Origin of the sequence: Photorhabdus noenieputensis (assembly GCF_018448935.1) — a bacterium.
GTDB classification, from domain to species: domain Bacteria; phylum Pseudomonadota; class Gammaproteobacteria; order Enterobacterales; family Enterobacteriaceae; genus Photorhabdus; species Photorhabdus noenieputensis.
In genome coordinates this window covers 227,165-248,145 of sequence record NZ_RCWC01000002.1, presented here as the reverse complement: position 1 = coordinate 248,145, position 20,981 = coordinate 227,165, and the positions used below count along the sequence as shown (strand labels likewise).

Below are 20,981 nucleotides of genomic sequence, written 5' to 3'. Positions count from 1 at the left end.
AAATCGAGATGCTCAGAGATAGGGTTTCTTAGCCAAAAACCCTATCCCTATAGTTCCTCGATTTCTAAAACCTACTGTCTCTTAAGGAGTAAGTAAATACTCACAATAAGGAACAATAAGCTTGGCAATAGTGCCGCCAAAACCGCTGGCATGTTGTACACCAGGCTCAGTGGGCCAAAGATCTCATTAAGTACATAAAATAGGAAGCCAAAGGTTATCCCTGTTACTATCCTCACTCCCATCGGCACGCTACGCAGTGGCCCGAAGATGAATGAGAGTGCCATCAACATCATGACTGCAACTGAAAGTGGGGCAAATATCTTTTTCCACATATTCAGTTGATAACGTCCTGATTCCTGCTCACTCTGCTTAAGGTATTTGATGTACTGATATAGGCCACTAATGGAAAGTGCTTCAGGCTCAAGCGCTACCACATTCAACTGTTCTGGCGTCAGGAGAATTTTCCAGTCAGCAGAAATACGTTGTGAACCAGTAATTTTTTTGCTGTCTGTCAGATCGGATTCTTCCACCTGAGAAAGTTTCCACAGGTCGCTATCCTCATCATAAACCGCACTGGTGGCATATTTTACAGAGAGTAGTTTTTTATCATCACTAAAATGGTAGATATTGACGCCTTTAATCTCTGTATCACTCACAATCCGCTGGATGTAGATAAAATCGTCCCCGTCTTTCGCCCACATACCTTTAGTTGTTGAAACCAGAGAACCACCAAGCATTTTCTGAGCCCGGTAATTACGCGCCATCTGCTCACCTTGTGGCGCGACCCATTCACCGATAACCATCGTCAGGATCACCAACGGAATAGCCGTTTTCATCACTGAGCCAGCAATCTGCATACGGGTAAATCCAGAAGCCTGCATGACCACCAATTCACTACGGGTTGCCAGCGTACCAAGCCCCAATAAAGCGCCAAGCAAAGCTGCCATCGGGAAGAATATCTGAATATCTTTCGGTACGCTTAACAAAGCATAAAGACCCGCGGAAATAGTGGTATATTCCCCCTGCCCCACTTTTCTTAACTGCTCAACAAACTTAATAATGCCGGAAAGTGATACCAGCATAAACAGCGTCATCAGAATAGTCTGTAGAATAGTCCGCCCGATATAACGATCCAATACACCAAACATCAGACTACTCCTCTGTCTTTGAAACGAGCCCTAATCTTACGCATCGGCACGGTATCCCAAATATTGAGAACCAGCGCCAGCATCAAATAAGCCCCGTTAGCCAGCCACATCCAGATAAGGGGGTCCAATTTGCCTTTGCTACCGTTAGAACGCAGAGAACTTTGCAGTAAGAAGAAAATGAGATATAGCAGCATCGCCGGCAACATACTGAGTACCCGCCCTTGACGTGGGTTTACCACACTTAAGGGTACAACCATCATGGCCATAATCAGTACCGAGAGCACCAGAGTCAGACGCCAATGGAACTCGGCGCGGGAATCCTTATCATCATCCTGCCACAACTGAACAATAGACTTCTGTTCAACTTTATTACTATCTACGATTGAAGCCTGATGCCCGACAATTGCTTGATAATCATGGAACTCAGTGATCCTAAAATCACGCAACATTGCAGTACCTTCATAACGGGTACCATGATTAAGAATAACCACCTGTTTGCCATCAGGCCGCTCCACCATATGGCCGCCATCAGAGATCACCACGGAAGGACGCTGGTTATCAACGGGACGAAGTTGGGCAAGGAATACGTTTTTAAATTCATTGCCGTGCACGTTGCCAATATAGAGCACCAGATTACCATCGTCGGAAGGTTTGAACCGCCCTTCCATGATAGCCGCTAAACTTGGATTAGCTTTAGCATCAGCCACCACATGTTCTTGATATTTCGAGGACCACGGCATGAGCCAAATGACATTCACTGCCGCCAGCGCAGAAGTAAATAGCGCCAGAATCAGTGCCGAAACCACTAGCACACGCTTACCCAAACCACACGCATGCATAACAGTAATTTCACTTTCAGTATAGAGTTTACTGAAAGTCATCAATACCCCAAGAAACAGACTCAGGGGCAAAATCAACTGTGCCATTTCAGGCACGCCTAATCCTAATAAGGATAAAACTAAGTTTGCCGGGACGTCCCCTTCCACTGCGGCACCCAAAATTTCTACTAACTTTTGACAGAAAAAGATCAGTAAAAGGATGAAGAGTATCGCAACTTGGCTTTTCAGGGTTTCCCGTATCAGATATCTAATGATGATCACGCTTATTACGCCTGTGAAAACTTGTCTTTTTGCAGGAAAATCGCTAACTTCATTGTATATATACCATTTATTATGTGCATCAGTTTGGCTTCCTCACTGCTAAAATGATATCGAAGCATTCCATATTCAGGTTCCCAATCAGAACATACTTATATAGTTAGCTAAACAATAACAAATGGTGCGTTTAGCTTAACATAAATAGTTAATTTTCTATGGGGTAGATTAATGCGGAACGCTATATTTTAGCGATAGCATCCGTCTTTGTCTTTAAGATTCAGGAGAACGCATGGAGTTTAGTGTAAAAAGCGGTAGCCCGGAAAAACAACGTAGTGCATGTATCATTGTCGGCGTTTTCGAACCCCGTCGCCTTTCCTCTATCGCTGAACAACTCGATAAAATAAGTGACGGTTACATTAGTGCATTGCTACGCCGTGGTGAACTAGAAGGCAAAGTTGGTCAATCACTGCTGCTGCATCATGTTCCCAATGTGTTATCTGAACGTATTCTGCTTATCGGCTGTGGTAAAGAGCGCGAATTGGATGAACGCCAGTATAAACAGATTATTCAGAAAACTATCAATACCCTCAATGAAACGGGTTCAATGGAAGCAGTTTGCTTCTTAACAGAACTGCATGTTAAAGGCCGCAATAATTATTGGAAAGTGCGCCAAGCGGTAGAAACAGCAAAAGAATCTCTTTATGTTTTCAACCAGCTAAAAAGTAATAAAAATGAGTTGCGCCGCCCACTGCGTAAAATGGTTTTTAATGTTCCGACCCGTCGGGAGCTAACCAGCGGTGAACGTGCAATCCAACACGGCCTTGCCATTGCTGCCGGTATTAAAGCAGCCAAAGATCTTGGTAATATGCCACCCAATATCTGTAATGCGGCGTATCTGGCTTCTCAGGCACGTCAGCTCGCAGATTCTGCCAATAGCCATATTACAACAAAAGTGATTGGTGAAGAGCAGATGAAAGAGCTAGGCATGAATGCCTATCTGGCGGTTGGTCAAGGTTCTCAAAATGAATCTCTGATGTCAGTCATGGAATATAAAGGCAGTCCTGATAAAAAGGCCAAACCCATCATCTTGGTTGGTAAGGGACTGACTTTTGACTCCGGCGGTATTTCAATCAAATCTGCTGGCGGCATGGATGAGATGAAATACGATATGTGTGGGGCTGCAACGGTTTATGGCGTGATGCGTGTGGTTTCTGAGCTACAATTACCACTTAATGTCATCGGTGTCATGGCAGGCTGCGAGAATATGCCAGGGGGTCGCGCTTACCGACCTGGAGATATTTTAACCACCCTATCTGGTCAGACTGTCGAAGTACTCAACACCGATGCCGAAGGCCGTCTGGTTCTATGCGATGCGTTAACTTACGTTGAACGTTTCGATCCAGAATTGGTCATTGATATCGCCACACTAACCGGCGCTTGCATAACGGCTCTTGGTAACCATTACAGTGGATTGTTATCCAACCATAATCCACTGGCCCATGAGTTACTCAATGCTTCAGAACAATCCGGTGATCGCGCATGGCGTTTGCCAATGACTGACGAGTTCCTTGAGCAAATCGATTCTAACTTTGCCGATCTGGCGAATACCGGTGGCAGTGGCGGTGGTGCGATTACCGCAGCCTGTTTCCTGTCCCGCTTCGCAACAAAATATCACTGGGCACATCTGGATATCGCAGGTACCGCCTGGCGTTCAGGTAAAGCAAAAGGCGCAACAGGTCGCCCGGTTGCACTACTGTCACAATTCCTGTTAAATCGTGCGGGAAGTGCCGGTATCAATAACGACGATTGATTTGATTCCTCTCTTAGTTTATCAAAAGGGCATTTGACAATGCCCTTTCTCCGTAACAGAGACATTATGAAAAGTGCCACGTTTTATTTACTGGAACAGCCATCACCTCAGGCAGATTTGCAAGCTCACGAATGGCTGGCATGTCAATTTGCGGCTGACCAATGGCGAGCAGGAAAACGGGTGCTAATTGCCTGTGAAAATCAGCAACAGGCAGAAAAGTTAGATGAAGCCTTATGGCAACGGGAGCCTCATCAGTTCGTCCCACATAATCTTGCTGGTGAAGGGCCAAGATATGGCGCGCCGGTCGAGTTATGTTGGCCGCAAAAACGGGGAAATGCCCCCCGTGATATCCTAATAAATCTGTTGCCGCAATTTGCAGACTTTGCCACCGCTTTCCATGAAGTGATAGACTTCGTTCCTATAGATGAAAATTTGAAACAGTTGGCGCGTGAACGATATAAATCCTATCGTAGCGTCGGCTTTAATTTGACCATGGCAACGCCGCCAACATACTAAGTATCAAGATAAAATGGAAAAAACACCCGCAACTCAAACGCAAGCCGAGCCATCTCTCGATAAAACGTACAATCCTAAAGAAATTGAACAGCCTCTTTATAACCATTGGGAGAAAAGTGGTTACTTCAAGCCTAACGGCGATACCAGCCGTGAGAGCTTCTGTATTGTTATCCCGCCACCAAATGTGACCGGCAGCCTGCATATGGGCCACGCGTTTCAGCAAACCATTATGGATACCATGATCCGTTATCAGCGAATGCAGGGTAAAAATACTTTGTGGCAGTCCGGTACTGACCACGCAGGTATTGCTACTCAAATGGTGGTTGAGCGCAAGATCGCAGCAGAAGAAGGCAAAACCCGTCACGATTATGGCCGTGATGCGTTTATCGATAAGATCTGGCAGTGGAAAGCAGAATCCGGCGGCACGATCACCAATCAAATGCGTCGTCTGGGTAACTCCGTTGATTGGGAGCGCGAGCGTTTTACTATGGATGAAGGTCTATCCAACGCCGTAAAAGAAGCCTTTGTCCGTTTGTATCAAGAAAATCTCATTTATCGCGGTAAGCGTCTGGTTAATTGGGACCCGAAATTGCACACTGCAATTTCCGATCTGGAAGTTGAGAACCGTGAAGTTAAAGGTTCTATGTGGCATCTACGTTATCCATTAGCCGATGGCGTCACAACCGCAGAGGGGAAAGATTACCTAGTCGTTGCAACTACCCGGCCTGAAACGATGCTAGGCGATACCGGCGTAGCAGTTAACCCAGAAGATCCGCGCTATAAGGACTTAATCGGCAAAGAGATTATTCTGCCATTGGTTAACCGCCGCATTCCTATTGTCGGCGATGAACATGCGGATATGGAAAAAGGTACCGGTTGCGTAAAAATCACACCTGCCCATGACTTCAATGACTATGAAGTTGGTAAGCGCCATGCCCTGCCGATGATCAATATCATGACACTTGATGGCAACATCCGTCATGAAGCCGAAGTTTTCGATACCAATGGCGAAATTTCTGATGTTTACAGTTCTGATATTCCGGCTGAATATCAAGGCATAGAGCGTTTTGCCGCCCGTAAAGCAATGGTTGCTGAGTTTGAAAGACTGGGTTTATTGGTTGAAATTAAAGCTCATGATCTGACCGTTCCTTATGGCGATCGCGGCGGTGTGGTTATTGAACCCATGCTGACTGATCAATGGTATGTCCGTACCGCGACTCTGGCTAAAGTGGCTATCGAAGCCGTTGAAAATGGCGATATCCAGTTTGTACCTAAGCAGTATGAAAATATGTATTACTCCTGGATGCGCGATATTCAGGATTGGTGTATCTCTCGCCAATTATGGTGGGGCCACCGCATTCCGGCATGGTATGACGCCAACGGTAATGTTTATGTTGGTCGCAGTGAAGAAGAAGTCCGTCGTGAAAACAATCTGGGCGCAGACATCTCTTTGAACCAAGATGAAGATGTACTGGATACCTGGTTCTCTTCCGGTTTATGGACTTTCTCTACCCTTGGCTGGCCTGAACAAACTGAGGCGCTGAAAACTTTCCACCCAACCGATGTGTTGGTGAGCGGTTTTGATATCATCTTTTTCTGGATTGCCCGTATGATCATGATGACCATGCATTTCATCAAAGATGAAAATGGCAAGCCTCAAGTTCCCTTTAAGACTGTCTACATGACCGGTCTTATCCGGGATGACGAAGGCCAGAAGATGTCCAAATCCAAAGGGAATGTTATTGACCCGCTGGACATGGTTGACGGTATTTCTCTGGAAGATCTGCTAGAAAAACGCACCGGCAATATGATGCAGCCACAGTTGGCTGAAAAAATCCGCAAACGTACCGAGAAGCAGTTCCCGGCAGGTATTGAAGCGCATGGTACCGATGCTCTACGCTTTACGTTAGCAGCACTGGCCTCAACTGGTCGTGATATCAACTGGGATATGAAACGTCTGCAAGGTTACCGTAATTTCTGTAACAAATTGTGGAATGCCAGCCGCTTTGTGCTAATGAATACAGAAGGTCAGGATTGCGGCCAACATGGCGGTGAAATGGCGCTATCACTGGCTGATCGTTGGATTCTGGCTGAATTTAACCAGACAGTAAAAGCTTACCGTGAAGCACTGGATACATATCGTTTTGATATGGCAGCCAATATTCTTTATGAATTCACCTGGAATCAGTTCTGCGACTGGTATCTGGAGCTCTCTAAACCGGCAATTAACAAAGGTTCAGAGGCAGAAGTTCGTGGTACTCGTCATACTCTGATCGAGGTTCTGGAAGGGTTATTGCGCCTGGCTCACCCAATTATTCCATTTATCACCGAAACCATCTGGCAACGGGTGAAAGTGGTTAAAGGAATTAAAGCAGATACCATTATGCTGCAACCGTTCCCTGAATTTGATCTAGCGAAAACGGATGAGTTGGCGCTGAACGATCTGGAATGGATTAAGGAAGCGATTGTTGCGGTACGTAATATCCGTGCTGAAATGAATATCGCACCAGGCAAACCACTGGAAGTTCTACTACGTAATGCCGATGCTGATGCACAACGCCGTGTAGCGGAAAACCTGAATTTCATTCAGGCAATGGGCCGCTTATCTTCTGTTACGCTTTTATCTGCGGGTGAAGAAGCACCGATTTCTGTCACTAAACTGATTAATGGTGCAGAAGTATTAATCCCAATGGCTGGCTTAGTGGATAAAGAGGCGGAACTAAGCCGTTTGGATAAAGAGATTGAGAAACTGGATAAAGAGATTGGCAGCATTGAAGGCAAGCTGTCAAATGAAGGTTTCGTCAGCCGTGCGCCAGAAGCTGTTGTAGCCAAAGAACGTGAACGTCTGGCAAGCTGCAATACATCAAAAGAGAAGCTGCTGGCTCAGAAAGAAACAATTGCCGCATTGTAATATGCTCAAAAAGTAAATTCTCACCAAAGCCACTGCAATTTATTGTCAGTGGCTTTTTAATTCAAATAGTAAACGATGAAATTAATAACAAAGTGTAAATTCAATCTATTCCATATAAATATCATCAAGAATATTGAAAATAACAACACCTATTTCCTTAACACAAGTGAATATTAATTTTTAAATTTACATATCTTAAACGACCATATAATATAATTTTATTTTATATATAAATCATTACATTTAGCATATTATAGAGAGAGTAAGATCATATAAACACATTATTACAAGTGAAAAGGAAAATAATAATGCAATTTTAGTCAAACTTAACATTCAATTATTTATTATTATGAATAATTTATTTCATTAAGCACTATCAAGGTAGCAGTAAATTAATTTATTAATTTATAACAACCCGGAGAAATAGAATGAAAACAATTCTTACCCTATTATTGGCAAGTACTATCCAATTTGGCCTCGTACATTCCGCTAATGCAGAATCAACCCTTGATAAGATTAAATCCACCGGCACATTCAAAATAGCGACGGAAGGAGCTTATCCACCCTTCACTTATCACGATGCCTCCGGTACTTTAACTGGCTTCGACGTTGACATTGGCCGTGAAATTGCACGCCGATTGAATGTCAAACCAACATTTATTGAAGGAAAATGGGACGGACTGATTGCCGGGCTGGATGCTGGACGTTCTGATGCGGTAATCAATCAAATTGCAATTACACCTGAGCGCAAGAAAAAATATGACTTCTCTATCCCCTATATCACATCGCAAGCGGTACTTATCATTAACAAAGATAACAATAACATAAGAACATTCAGCGATTTACAAGGTAAAACCTCAGCACATACTCTGACCAACAACTTCGCCCAAATAGCAAGAGATAACGGTGCAGAAATTATCGGCACGAATGGATTTAGTCAGGAAATCGAACTGGTTAGTACCGGCAGAGCCGATGCCACGATTAATGATAATCTATCTTATCTGGACTATAAGAAGCACAAACCAAATGCACCGGTAAAAATTGTCGCAACGAGCCCCAATGCAGGGCAGACAGCCGTTTTACTTCGTCAGGGAGAGTCAGAACTAAAAGTTGCTATTGATAAAGCAATAACTGACATCAAAGCCGATGGTACCTATCAGAAGATCTGGTCTCACTATTTTGGCGATAATCCTTCCGAATAAGTGCAATATTTCCTTAACAGTTCCCTGGAGGTTAAAGACAAATTCTATCCAGGGAACGTTATCATTAACATCATTAACCTTGTTGGATTAAATAAATCAGAAAATATTTTAATCAAATATTACATATATTAATTTATATATCAAAAATGACAATATGATATAACTATATTTTATATATATAAATTGACGGCTTGCCATATGATATTTAAAAAAATCACATATAAATATATTGCTATATTACTCACGATAGGGAAAATATATGGAACCCTCTTGGTTCAATTTAGTACTCGATTCTTTTTGGCCTATGCTTTATGCGGGCTTTACTTTCACTATTCCACTCACTCTTATTACCTTTACTCTCGGTATCATATTGGGTTTTATCGTGGCACTTATCCGGCTTTACGGGCCAAAACCGCTTATTGCCGTCGCCAAATTCTACGTCTGGCTGATCCGTGGCACACCGTTGCTGGTACAACTGTTTCTTATTTTTTATGCCTTACCTAGCGTCGGCATTACATTAGGCGCATTCACCTCAGCGGTGATTGGTTTCACTTTAAATATTGGTGCCTATACCTCCGAGGTGATTCGCGCTACTTTATTGTCTGTACCAAAAGGGCAGTGGGAAGCAGCTTACTCTATCGGTATGAGCTGGACACAATCATTACGTCGGATTATTCTACCTCAAGCCGCAAGAATCGCGATTCCACCACTTTCAAACACGTTTATTTCACTAGTGAAAGACACTTCACTGGCCTCAGTCATCACAGTACCGGAGCTTTTCCTTGCCGCACAACGTATTGCTGCGGTGACGTATCAACCTCTCATTCTTTATACTGAGGCGGCAATACTTTATCTGATCATCAGTTCGGTGTTGTCATCACTACAAGCCCGTCTGGAAAAAAAGTTTTCGCAAAAGAGTGAAACACAGGAATTAAAAGATGATCCAACTCTCCGGCATTGAAAAAAGTTTTGATGGGCACAAAGTCCTGAAAAAAATCGATCTCACCATTGAGGAAGGCAGTCTGACCGCACTGATTGGCCCATCAGGAAGTGGCAAAAGTACGCTATTACGCTGCATCAACTTATTAGAAATTCCCCAAGCCGGGACGCTCCAAATCGGCAATGAAAGCATGACCTTCACCGGCAAAGGGCGGATTGCCCACAAGGATATACAACGAATTCGCCAACAAACCGGCATGGTGTTTCAAAACTTTCAGCTTTTCCCTCATCTCACAGTCATTGAAAATATTATGGAAGGGTTAATCTGGGTTCAGAAATGGTCACATGAACAAGCTAAACAACGAGCGCTTGAACTACTGGAAAAGGTTGACATGTCACATAAGGCCGATGTCTTTCCAACCACACTATCCGGTGGTCAGCAACAGCGCGTAGCCATTGCCCGGGCACTGGCACCTTCGCCCAAAGTGTTATTATGCGACGAGCCAACTTCCGCACTTGATCCAGAGTTATCTCAGGAAGTTGTTGCCGTATTAAAGCAGTTGGCTAAAGAAGGAACCACGATGTTAATGGCTACCCATGACCTGCGTTTGGCAGCCAACCTTGCCCACGACGTTATATTTTTAGAATCCGGGGAAATAGTCGAATCGGGAACGTCGAAAACGATTTTCATCCATGCCCTTAAACAACGTACGGTAGAATTTGTTTCAACCTTAACCAATACTTTACCGGATTGGGAGATATAACCACCGTTAAAATAACCTTGCCGTAATTGATCTGAGAATCAGTTGATGACCATCAAATAAATTTTTTAACAGTTTGGAGAAAGAAAATGAAAGCGTTGTTCACCGCATTATTAGCGGGTGTTATTCAATTCGGCATTGCATATTCTGCGCATGCAGAGTCTGGCCTTGATAATATTAAATCAACCGGTGTATTCAAAATCGCTACCGAAGGAACCTACCCGCCATTTACCTATCACGATGCCTCAGGAGCCTTAACTGGGTTTGATATTGATATTGGCCGCGAAATCGCACGACGCCTGAATGTCAAAGCTGAGTTTACCGAAGGCAAATGGGATGGGCTTATTGCCGGGCTGGATGCCAAACGCTATGACGCGGTACTCAATCAGGTCGCTATTACGTCAGAACGCAAAAAGAAATATGACTTTTCCGCGCCGTATATCATATCTAAAGCCGTACTTATCACCCGGAAAAATAATGACAATATAAAAACGTTTAGCGATCTGAAAGGTAAAACCTCAAGCCATAGCTTAACCAGCAATTACGCCCAGTTGGCAAAACGTTTTGGTGCGGAAATCGTTCCTACCGAAGGATTTAATCAGGCCATCGATTTGGTTGCTACAGGCAGGGCTGATGCCACTATCAACGATAATCTGTCCTATCTCGATTTTAGGAAACACAAACCTAATGCACCGGTAAAAGTTGTCGCGACAGAACCCAATGGCGATCCGGTCGGTGTACTAATTCGTAAAGGCGAGCCAGAACTACAAGCCGCTATCGATAAGGCACTAGCCGATATCAAAGCCGATGGCACCTATCTACGCATTTCCACTCAATATTTTGGTACCGATGTTTCCAAATGAGAAAATAACCGCCTCTTCTTGCAAGAGGTGGTTTTCTATTAATAGTTGCATAGCAATGACATAGCTTAGAATAGCTACTTAATATATGAGTCGTGAAAATTAACACAGAATAATGTACAGACTCGCAACGTCTGATTTTAAAAGAAAAATACTAGTGGATAGCAAGCCTGTTCTTATTTATAAAGGTACTACTCTATCAACTAAAGCGTACTTGTTAATAGATAAGTATTTCATCAACAATGAAAATAACTAAGAAAGTAAATAACCTTTGCTTTCAAATATAATGATAAACTTATTTTTTATCTAACGATATTAGAATGGAAAAAGAGATGATACTTATAATGCATATAAAAGCAAAAACGTAAAATATAATTAATGGGTCATTATTGCTTTTATATCCCAGTGAAACAAATTAATAAGCCACTCATCATAGTCATCTATTGAGTTTTTTTCTTTTTCATATGATTCCATCAAAGATTTAATATCTTTTTGTGATATTCCATTTAATAGATAAATATTGTTTTTTTATTTTTATTTTTATTTTTATTTTTATTTTTTCATAAGGTGAATTACCTTTTCGATTAACATTATTTTCTGAGAATTTAGTACCTATTCTTTCTATAAAAGCATTTTTAAATTTAAATTCATGTGTTATTTTGTCATCAATTAATTGAAATATTGTCAATTCTAAATTTTCATTTTTATCAATAGCATTAAGTAATAAAAGTGATGATCCATCTAAATTTTTTCTAAAATTATTGTTTCTATATATACCCTATGGATTTCAAGATGCATCGCGGCGGCAAGGGAGCGAATCCTCGGGAGCATAGATAACTATGTGACCGGGGTGAGTGAGTGCAGCCAACAAAGAAGCAACTTGAAAGATGACGGGTATAACTTAATTCATCAATACCTTTTGATAACTCAAGGTAGTTAACCTGTATTTTATCTTTATGGGTATCATTGCCTGAACGGTTTCTAGACAACAATCCTTGATCTGCCCCTGTAATTTCTATGTAAGTGGTATATTGCATAGCACTTCCTCCTTTGTTACTTATTCCTAAATAAGCCTTATCGCTTGCGTTCTTTTCCGTTTGGGATTCTTTTAAATGCAATAGTCCTTATTCGCCAAAGCAGATAAGGACTATTTCATTTTGAATCACATGTATCAATTACGACCAGAACTAACACAAGATTCTTAACATACCGATCATACTAATGAAGTCTACTCTCACCCTGCTCCGGCAAATCATCTTCATCTTGCTCATCAGGATCTTCGAAGTAAGTGCCCCACCCGTCATAATTAATGCCAATTTTTTCAGCCAGATTCACCAACTGTTCAACTTGGGCATCAATCAGTTCCGCATTCAATCCACACTCACTGATAACATCACAACACATCAGAATAGTCCCATCTTCGACTTCCAATTCTTCCGCATCAGTTACTTCATAACCTAGTTTAAAGGCTTCAACCGCTGCCTTTTCCAACAGGCCAAAGTCCTCAGCGGAAAAGTGATGTTCAATGGCATAAAGTGCATCAGGATCACTACCATCTTCCAGTAATTCTTCAATAATAAGGCGCGTTTCTTCGCGTTGTTCTTCTAAGTCTCTTTGATTTGCCATACCAAATATCCTCAAGCAGTTGGCCGTCCCAATACCCATTCTCCCACACCACAGGCGGGCTAACCACTGTTTACATCAAAGAAATCTAATACGGAGTTGAAATTGCATTTTTATAGATATAGATTGAATTTAAATGCAAACAATAAATACGGAGACAACAAACAATGAATCCGTTCTATCAGCGTCATTTCCTAAGGTTACTTGATTTTTCCTCGGCAGAAATTCACGCCCTGCTAAAGCTATCTGCTGAATTAAAATCGACTAAAAAATCTGGTACGGAAAAAGCCCTGCTAACAGGCAAAAACATCGTGCTGATTTTTGAAAAAGATTCCACCCGTACCCGCTGTTCATTTGAAGTGGCAGCTTACGATCAAGGAGCAAATATCACCTACCTCGGTTCCAGTGGTAACCAGATTGGTCATAAAGAGTCGATCAAAGATACCGCTCGTATACTTGGCCGTATGTATGACGGTATTCAATATCGCGGCTATTCCCAGACAATCGTTGAATCACTGGCAAAATATGCAGGTGTTCCGGTATGGAATGGGCTAACAGATGAATTTCACCCTACTCAGCTACTGGCAGATCTGCTAACTATTCAGGAACATCAACCGGAAAAACCGTTGTCAGAAATCAAATTCGCCTACTTGGGGGATGCCCGTAACAATATGGGTAATACCATGCTAGAAGCCGCGGCACTAACGGGCATGGACGTTCGTTTGATTGCCCCTGAAAAGTATTGGCCCAATGCCGCGCTGGTTACTGAATGTCAGAAACTGGCTGAAAAAACAGGCGGTAAAATTACTCTGACGGAAAATATCGCCGAAGGGGTTAAAAATGCTGATTTTCTTTATACCGATGTCTGGGTTTCTATGGGCGAGCCAAAAGATGTTTGGCAACAACGAATTAATCTTTTAAAACCTTATCAAGTGAATATGGATGTGGTGAACATGACAGGCAATCCACAAGTCAAATTCCTGCACTGTCTGCCAGCATTTCATGATGAAGAAACGGCATTAGGCAAACAACTCGCTGCTGAATTTAATATGTATGGAGGGCTGGAAGTTACCAATGAAGTTTTTGAATCAGAGCACAGCATTGTGTTTGATCAAGGAGAAAATCGCCTGCATACCATTAAAGCGGTAATGGTAGCAACATTAGCAAATGATCTTAAAATCTAGTTAGTTGGACTGTCGGCAGGATTATGTCTTTAAAGATATGATCCTGCCGATATTATTTTTCTTCGGTCAAATGCTTGCTGTAAGATTTTTCATGCGTATAATGCGCCACAATTTGCCGGGAGAAATCATGAAAGACAGCGCTTATTTTTGCCATCAAGCACAACTGCCTGAAAGAGGGCAGCTAGCCGTCATTGTTTTCCCGTTGCTAAACCAATCATTTAACGCCCCTCAATAGAGGGGCTTTTTTTTGCCCGGTAATCAATTCATGATCGCCACCCCGGATGTCAGCATTAGAGGAGAGTGAAAAATGGCTAATCCGTTATATCGCAAACATATCATCTCAATAAATGATCTGAGCCGCGAAGATCTGGAATTGGTGTTGCAGACTGCTGCCGCACTGAAAGCCAGACCACAACCTGAATTGCTGAAACCCAAGGTTATCGCCAGTTGTTTCTTCGAAGCCTCCACCCGTACTCGCCTCTCTTTTGAAACAGCAATCCATCGCCTTGGCGCTTCAGTTGTCGGTTTCTCAGACAGCAGTAACACCTCTCTGGGTAAGAAAGGTGAAACGCTAGCCGATACTATTTCCGTTATCAGCCAATACGTTGACGCTATCGTGATACGCCATCCACAGGAAGGCGCTCCACGTCTGGCTTCTGAGTTTTCCGGCCACACTCCGATTATCAATGCCGGTGACGGTGCCAACCAACATCCGACTCAAACTTTGCTGGATCTGTTCACTATTCAGGAAACTCAGCAACGGCTGGATAGTCTGAATATCGCGATGGTTGGTGATCTGAAATATGGCCGCACGGTCCATTCGCTATCACAAGCACTGGCGAAGTTTAATGGCAATCACTTTTATTTTATCGCCCCGGAAGCATTGGCAATGCCAAACCATATTCTTCATATGCTGAATGAAAAAGGTGCGACCTATAGCCAACACGCTAATATTGAAGAAGTATTACCGGAGCTAGATATTCTGTATATGACTCGTGTACAGAAAGAGCGCCTTGATCCATCCGAATATGCCAATGTAAAAGCACAATTCGTTCTGCGCGCTTCCGATCTGATCGGCGCGAAAGAGAACCTCAAAGTTCTGCATCCGCTGCCACGTATTGATGAAATTACGGTTGATGTCGATAAAACACCCTATGCTTATTATTTCCAACAGGCAGAGAATGGTATTTACGCTCGTCAGGCTCTATTATCTTTAGTTTTAAATGAATGATTAAAGCAGAGAAAGTATTTTTTTATCCACAAATATAATGGGTTATTATTTTCTTCTGGAATAGCGATTAATCAGTCTGTTTACCACCTTCGGTATCGAAGACAAACTCGATGTGGTACCCAAATACGTCTTGCCCATCCAGTGAGCAAGACAGTATCTCCGGGCAGTAAAGTGCGCACAAAAACCGTCACTTTTATCTACATGCTGCCCGGTTCCCTCCTTTGGCAACAAAGGAGGGAAAATAATCTAATGAAATAAAATTATAATTTTTTAATATTAACTTGAGAATATTATGATTAATTTCACAAAATCTCTGTAACAATAAAATAAACAATCGTCCCAATATAGTTGCCAATCATATATCCTACCGTTCCAATAACCATAATAGGCCCAACTAAGCCTATCCAACCTCGACTAATCGCTAACGCTGCGGCAGTTGTTGGGCCTCCAATATTTGCATTAGATGCAAGTATAATTTCCTCAAGGTTAAATTTAAATAACTTACCAAAACCAAGAGTTAATAATAAGTTCATCATTACGATAATGAATACAAATAAAAACAACAAAGGCGCATTGTTAATAATCAGACCTATTGAAGCAGGAATACCTATTACAACAAAGAATATATAAATTGCATAAGTTCCCAATTCATAGCTGCCATTTAAATTATTAAAAGTTTTTTTGAATATCGAAACCACAGTAAAAGTTACAGTTGTTAAGATAAGATATTTATCTGATATCAAGCTAAAAAGCAATTCCTGATAAATACTCCCAGTCTGTCGTGAAATTGTTTTTACCCAAGCTGAGAATTGAAATGAAATTGCTACAATAAAAATAGCCCAGGCTAAAGATAATGCAATATCCTTTAAAGAGATATTTTTAGGCTGCCAATAACAGGCGGTAAAATATTTTGATTTATCTAAACTGGGATCACTCGCCATAGCATCAGAATAAGGGCTCCCCCAAAACTTTCTTGCAAATGACCAACCCGCTAATGTTATTAATATTATGCAATAACAGACCATCATGAGATTATCAGCAACGATCGTGGATGCCGTTATATCTTGAGTGGGCTCCAATTTGGCAACCATTGCCGCGAAATTCACTCCCCCGCCAGTATATGATGCTGCAATCATAGCGCTTATTTTATCCAACTCCGGTATATAATTTTTTAAAATTTTAAAAGCCAAAACTACACCCATCATCGTCGCGATAGAAGAGAGTAAGAACAGTATAAGCAATCTCCAACTTTCTTTAATAATGCTATGTAAATTAATTTTAAATAATAATAAAGGTATCGCCAACGGAACAATATATTCCCAAACCGCATCGTATACTACTGATTGAGTAGGAATTATTTTTAAATTAGATGCTAAGAGGGCAATAATTAATGCGATCACAGCGCCAGGTATTTTCGATGCCCACTGATATCTTTGTTCCATTATAATCGCTAGCGTAGCTGCAATCATTACAAAAGCCCAAAGGGCTAAGATATTATCAGGGTTAATTAATGTATTATTCATTATTTCTTCCTAATATGTGCCAAGTTAATATTACAAAACTCACCTTCTCTATTTAAAATAAACTCATCATAGATTGATTTATTCAATTATTATAAAACAACAGCGCCAGATTACCATAGCTATAATACCATCATTCGGTCGGTAATTGTGTAAAACCAGCTAGATCAGTTCATTATATAATAAAGCAATCAACGCTATAAGGTAACTGGCATATTTTTACAAGATTTACATGTTAAAGTAACCGTATAAATTAAGCTACTCATTTTATGAAATCCACATAAACAACCTTTTCTCTGACACCATAATTCATTTTCCAATAATACTTTCCCTCACTACACATAATTTAATAAAACCGTTTACCCTAAGGTTAAAAAACTAATTGTTGCTTAAATCTATATATTATTAAAACAATGTCTAAATATTCACAGCAATCATTAATAAAAATTTTATTAATAACTTACAAACCAAAATATCTTTTTAATATAAATAGTAAAAAATACATCTATCCCCTTATTATTTAAATAAATACTTTAAAGTTTTATCCTTAATTTTAAGATATTAAATTACCTGTTAATTTAAAAACAATAACTTTTAATCAGATAGATAATTTAAACAAAATAGCCAAAATAAACAAACTCAATATAGTATTATTATAACAATGACGGCGAAAGCTAAGTATATGGAATAACAACCGTAAGATAATATTGATTTGTCTACGTCTTATCTGGATAAACAGGATGACACCGCCTAAAATGGAAGACGTGTCGATTCTTAACAATATTCTCTGGAGGATGAATACAGAAAGTTGTCACTACAATGTATTCATACAAAACACTATGACCCAAGATCATAAACTACAAGTCGAAGCTATTAGGTGCGGTACGGTGATTGACCATATCCCGGCTCAGGTCGGCTTCAAGCTACTCTCTCTGTTTAAGCTAACTGAAACCGATCAACGCATTACCATCGGCCTGAATTTACCTTCCAATCAACTAGGTAAAAAAGATCTCATCAAAATCGAAAATACATTCCTGACAGAACAGCAAGCTAACCAACTTGCTATGTATGCGCCGAATGCCACAGTGAACTGTATTGAAGACTATGAAGTTGTGAAGAAACTTCCCATTAACTTGCCTGAATGTATCGATAACGTATTAGTCTGCCCTAACAGCAACTGCATTAGCCACAATGAACCCGTAGAAAGCAGTTTTCGCGTCAAAGTGACAGTGGACGATGTGGTGCTAACCTGCAAATACTGCGAGAAAGAATTTGACCGCAATGTGGTGATTCTCAACGATTGAACGATCTATGTCAGTTGCTGAGGCAGAAGCGGACACTATAATAGTACCCTTGATGAAATATTTATTCAGTTATCACATTAACAGGAGAACCTATGTCATACGAGATTAATACCAATAAAGCCCCGGCTGCAATTGGTCCATATGTTCAGGGTGTTGATCTAGGCAATATGGTCATCACTTCCGGCCAGATCCCAGTCAATCCAGAAACAGGTGATGTCGCAGAAGATATTGCCGCTCAAGCTCGTCAATCACTGGAAAATGTTAAAGCTATCGTTGAAAAAGCCGGTCTCACTGTCGGTGACATTGTTAAAACAACTGTCTTCGTTAAAGACCTGAATGACTTCGGTACCGTTAACGCAACTTATGAAGCATTCTTCAAAGAACACCATGCATCTTTCCCGGCACGTTCTTGTGTTGAAGTAGCCCGTCTGCCAAAAGACGTTAAAATCGAAATCGAAGCTATCGCGATTCGTAAATAATCCCTGCACTGTTTTCCACACCCCGTTGGTTAATTACCGACCAACGGAGTGTACTTCTCACTGGACTTTAAATATAAGTCCCCATTCTTTGTTTCAGATCAAATGAGATCGTGATTATCTCACTTCAAATTACTATATATTGTGCTTAAATATAAAAATAAAACTATATATAGCAACATCTATCTTTAAGCTGAATATCAAAACGAGAATAGTTTGCCCTTTGGATAACATTCTCAAGGAGTCATATTGTGAAAACTGTTGTGATAAAACGGGATGGTCGTCAAGTACCATTTGACAAGAGCCGTATCAGAGATGCCGTAAAACGGGCCGCTTCTGCCGTTGGCATGACGGATGATGAGTATTGTATCCAAGTTGCATCCGCAGTAACGCAATTAATCGCTGACTACAGGCAAGTTGATGTACAAGATATTCAGAACGCAATAGAAAAGCAATTGATAGCAGACAACCATAAGCACCTTGCCCACCACTATATTCAATATCGTCACGATAGGGATACTGTCCGAGAATTACACAGCCGACTTCATCAAGAAATCCGTGGCCTGGTTGAACAAAGTAACATTTCCCTGCTCAATGAGAACGCCAATAAAGATAGCAAGGTGATTCCTACTCAACGGGATCTGTTAGCCGGGATTGTTGCCAAACATTATGCCAAACAACATATTCTTCCACGTAATGTGGCATTGGCTCACGAAAGAGGCGAAATACACTATCATGATCTCGATTATTCCCCCTTTTTTCCAATGTTTAACTGTATGTTAATTGACCTAAAAAGCATGCTAACCAATGGGTTCAAAATGGGGAATGCTGAAATAGAACCGCCAAAATCTATTTCAACCGCCACAGCGGTAACGGCTCAAATTATCGCTCAGGTTGCCAGCCATATTTATGGCGGAACCACCATTAATCGTATAGATGAAGTGTTGGCACCCTTCGTTAAAGCCAGCTATGACAAACACTGGGCAATTGCCGAAGAGTGGAATATCACCGATAAGAAATCCTACGCCGAAGCGCGAACAGAGAAAGAGTGTTATGACGCTTTCCAATCACTGGAATATGAAGTTAATACGCTGCATACCGCCAATGGGCAGACTCCTTTTGTCACTTTTGGCTTTGGCCTGGGTACGTCAAAAGAATCCCGCCTAATTCAGCAATCTATTCTGCGTAACCGCATTGCTGGTTTGGGTAAGAATCACAAAACAGCAGTATTCCCCAAACTGGTATTTGCTATCAGTGATGGCCTGAATCACAAACTCGGTGATCCTAACTACGATATCAAGCAACTGGCTCTCAAATGTGCCAGTAAGCGCATGTACCCAGATATTCTTAACTATGATCAAGTGGTTAAGGTCACAGGCTCCTTTAAAACCCCAATGGGCTGCCGCAGTTTCCTCGGTGTTTATGAGGAAAAGGGCGAACAAATTCATGAAGGACGCAATAACTTAGGGGTTATCAGTTTGAACCTGCCTCGGATAGCTATCGAAGCCAAAGGAGATGAAAAACATTTCTGGCAATTACTGGACAAACGTCTGGCACTGGCAAAGCAAGCACTCATGACCCGTATTACCCGCCTGGAAAGTGTCAAAGCACGAGTTGCCCCCATCCTTTATATGGAAGGTGCCTGCGGGGTTCGCTTGAAAGCCGATGATAATATCGCTGAAATCTTTAAACATGGCCGGGCTTCTATCTCCCTAGGCTATATTGGTATTCATGAGACCATTAATGCATTGTATGGCAATCAAGTTCATCTATTTGATGATCAACAATTACGTGTAAAAGCACTCTCAATTGTTGATCATCTGCGAAAAGCCACCGATCAATGGGAAAAAGAAACGGGTTATGGTTTCAGTTTATACAGCACTCCAAGCGAAAATCTATGTGACCGTTTCTGCCGCCTTGATACCGCTGAGTTTGGCGTGATTGAAGGTGTGACAGATAAAGGCTATTACACCAACAGTTTCCATCTTGACGTTGAAAAGAAAGTCAATCCTTATGATAAATTGGATTTTGAAGCCCCTTATCCACCACTAACAAATGGCGGTTTTATCTGTTACGGCGAATATCCTAATCTGCAACATAATCTGAAAGCACTGGAGGATGTCTGGGATTACAGCTACTCACGTGTCCCTTATTACGGCACCAATACCCCCATCGACGAATGCTATGAGTGTGGATTCACCGGTGAATTCTTCTGTACCAGTAAAGGGTTTACCTGCCCACGCTGCGGCAATCATGAACCTTCCAGAGTATCAGTCATCCGCCGCGTCTGTGGTTATCTGGGAAGCCCCGATGCCCGCCCATTCAATGCAGGCAAACAAGAAGAGGTGAAACGCAGAGTAAAACATCTGACAAATGGGCAATTAGGTTAATGAAAGCAG

The 20,981-nt window shown here is 41.6% G+C and carries 17 protein-coding genes; 12 read left to right on the top strand and 5 right to left on the bottom strand.

Going from position 1 to position 20,981, the window contains the following annotated elements:
* Positions 1–71: 71 nt before the first annotated feature.
* Complete coding sequence (gene lptG / locus EAE91_RS03225; RefSeq protein ID WP_214087222.1) at positions 72–1,148, bottom strand: LPS export ABC transporter permease LptG; 1,077 nt, start codon at positions 1,146–1,148, stop codon at positions 72–74.
* Positions 1,148–2,248 (bottom strand): LPS export ABC transporter permease LptF, encoded by a 1,101-nt coding sequence (lptF, locus tag EAE91_RS03220; protein WP_214087221.1) that lies wholly within the window; start codon positions 2,246–2,248, stop codon positions 1,148–1,150. The genes lptG and lptF overlap by 1 nt, the downstream gene beginning before the upstream one ends.
* Before the next feature lie 286 nt (positions 2,249–2,534).
* Between lptF and pepA the strand changes: the two genes are divergently transcribed.
* The 7 genes from pepA to EAE91_RS03185 all read left to right on the top strand — a co-directional run bounded on the left by pepA (position 2,535) and on the right by EAE91_RS03185 (position 11,247).
* A complete protein-coding gene (gene pepA, locus EAE91_RS03215) occupies positions 2,535–4,055 on the top strand; it encodes a leucyl aminopeptidase (protein ID WP_214087220.1) in 1,521 nt (506 codons plus the stop codon).
* Positions 4,056–4,121: 66 nt separating this feature from the next.
* Entirely contained in the window at positions 4,122–4,571 is a 450-nt protein-coding gene (locus EAE91_RS03210; RefSeq protein ID WP_011148563.1) for a DNA polymerase III subunit chi, read from the top strand.
* Positions 4,572–4,584: 13 nt separating this feature from the next.
* The gene (locus EAE91_RS03205; protein WP_214087219.1) at positions 4,585–7,482 is read left to right on the top strand and encodes a valine--tRNA ligase; all 2,898 of its coding nucleotides are present in this window, start codon (positions 4,585–4,587) and stop codon (positions 7,480–7,482) included.
* Between the two features lie 428 nt (positions 7,483–7,910).
* The gene (locus EAE91_RS03200) at positions 7,911–8,684 is read left to right on the top strand and encodes an amino acid ABC transporter substrate-binding protein (protein ID WP_214087218.1); all 774 of its coding nucleotides are present in this window, start codon (positions 7,911–7,913) and stop codon (positions 8,682–8,684) included.
* Between the two features lie 259 nt (positions 8,685–8,943).
* Positions 8,944–9,645 carry an amino acid ABC transporter permease gene (locus EAE91_RS03195; protein ID WP_214087217.1) on the top strand — a complete coding sequence of 234 codons (702 nt, stop codon included), beginning with the start codon at positions 8,944–8,946 and terminating at the stop codon, positions 9,643–9,645.
* Positions 9,623–10,387: an amino acid ABC transporter ATP-binding protein gene (locus tag EAE91_RS03190; RefSeq protein ID WP_214087216.1), complete on the top strand. Its 765-nt coding sequence runs from the start codon at positions 9,623–9,625 to the stop codon at positions 10,385–10,387. The genes EAE91_RS03195 and EAE91_RS03190 overlap by 23 nt, the downstream gene beginning before the upstream one ends.
* 86 nt (positions 10,388–10,473) lie before the next feature.
* On the top strand, positions 10,474–11,247 hold the full coding sequence (locus EAE91_RS03185; RefSeq protein WP_214087215.1) for an amino acid ABC transporter substrate-binding protein: 774 nt from the start codon (positions 10,474–10,476) through the stop codon (positions 11,245–11,247).
* A gap of 478 nt (positions 11,248–11,725) precedes the next feature.
* Here the strand turns inward: EAE91_RS03185 and EAE91_RS03180 are convergent, their stop codons facing one another.
* Both EAE91_RS03180 and rraB read right to left on the bottom strand, forming a co-directional pair.
* Positions 11,726–11,932 (bottom strand): hypothetical protein, encoded by a 207-nt coding sequence (locus EAE91_RS03180; protein ID WP_214087214.1) that lies wholly within the window; start codon positions 11,930–11,932, stop codon positions 11,726–11,728.
* 530 nt (positions 11,933–12,462) lie between these two features.
* Positions 12,463–12,870: a ribonuclease E inhibitor RraB gene (gene rraB / locus EAE91_RS03175; RefSeq protein ID WP_214052348.1), complete on the bottom strand. Its 408-nt coding sequence runs from the start codon at positions 12,868–12,870 to the stop codon at positions 12,463–12,465.
* A gap of 164 nt (positions 12,871–13,034) precedes the next feature.
* On the opposite strand from rraB, the gene argF reads away from it, so the two are divergent.
* Positions 13,035–14,051, top strand: a complete 1,017-nt coding sequence (gene argF / locus EAE91_RS03170; protein WP_214087213.1) for an ornithine carbamoyltransferase — start codon at positions 13,035–13,037, stop codon at positions 14,049–14,051.
* Between the two features lie 307 nt (positions 14,052–14,358).
* On the top strand, positions 14,359–15,282 hold the full coding sequence (pyrB, locus tag EAE91_RS03160) for an aspartate carbamoyltransferase (RefSeq protein WP_214087211.1): 924 nt from the start codon (positions 14,359–14,361) through the stop codon (positions 15,280–15,282).
* Positions 15,283–15,584: 302 nt separating this feature from the next.
* On the opposite strand, the gene EAE91_RS03155 is transcribed toward pyrB, so the two are convergent.
* Positions 15,585–16,805, bottom strand: a complete 1,221-nt coding sequence (locus tag EAE91_RS03155; RefSeq protein WP_214087210.1) for a DUF819 family protein — start codon at positions 16,803–16,805, stop codon at positions 15,585–15,587.
* Between the two features lie 836 nt (positions 16,806–17,641).
* Here EAE91_RS03155 and pyrI point away from each other — a divergent pair.
* The 3 genes from pyrI (at position 17,642) to nrdD (ending at position 20,972) form a co-directional block, all read left to right on the top strand.
* Positions 17,642–18,106: an aspartate carbamoyltransferase regulatory subunit gene (gene pyrI, locus EAE91_RS03150; protein ID WP_214087271.1), complete on the top strand. Its 465-nt coding sequence runs from the start codon at positions 17,642–17,644 to the stop codon at positions 18,104–18,106.
* A gap of 92 nt (positions 18,107–18,198) precedes the next feature.
* Positions 18,199–18,585, top strand: coding sequence for a 2-iminobutanoate/2-iminopropanoate deaminase (gene ridA / locus EAE91_RS03145; RefSeq protein WP_214087209.1), 387 nt, complete (start codon positions 18,199–18,201; stop codon positions 18,583–18,585).
* A 248-nt stretch (positions 18,586–18,833) separates the two neighbouring features.
* Positions 18,834–20,972, top strand: a complete 2,139-nt coding sequence (nrdD, locus tag EAE91_RS03140) for an anaerobic ribonucleoside-triphosphate reductase (RefSeq protein ID WP_214087208.1) — start codon at positions 18,834–18,836, stop codon at positions 20,970–20,972.
* The last annotated feature ends 9 nt before the right edge of the window (positions 20,973–20,981 follow it).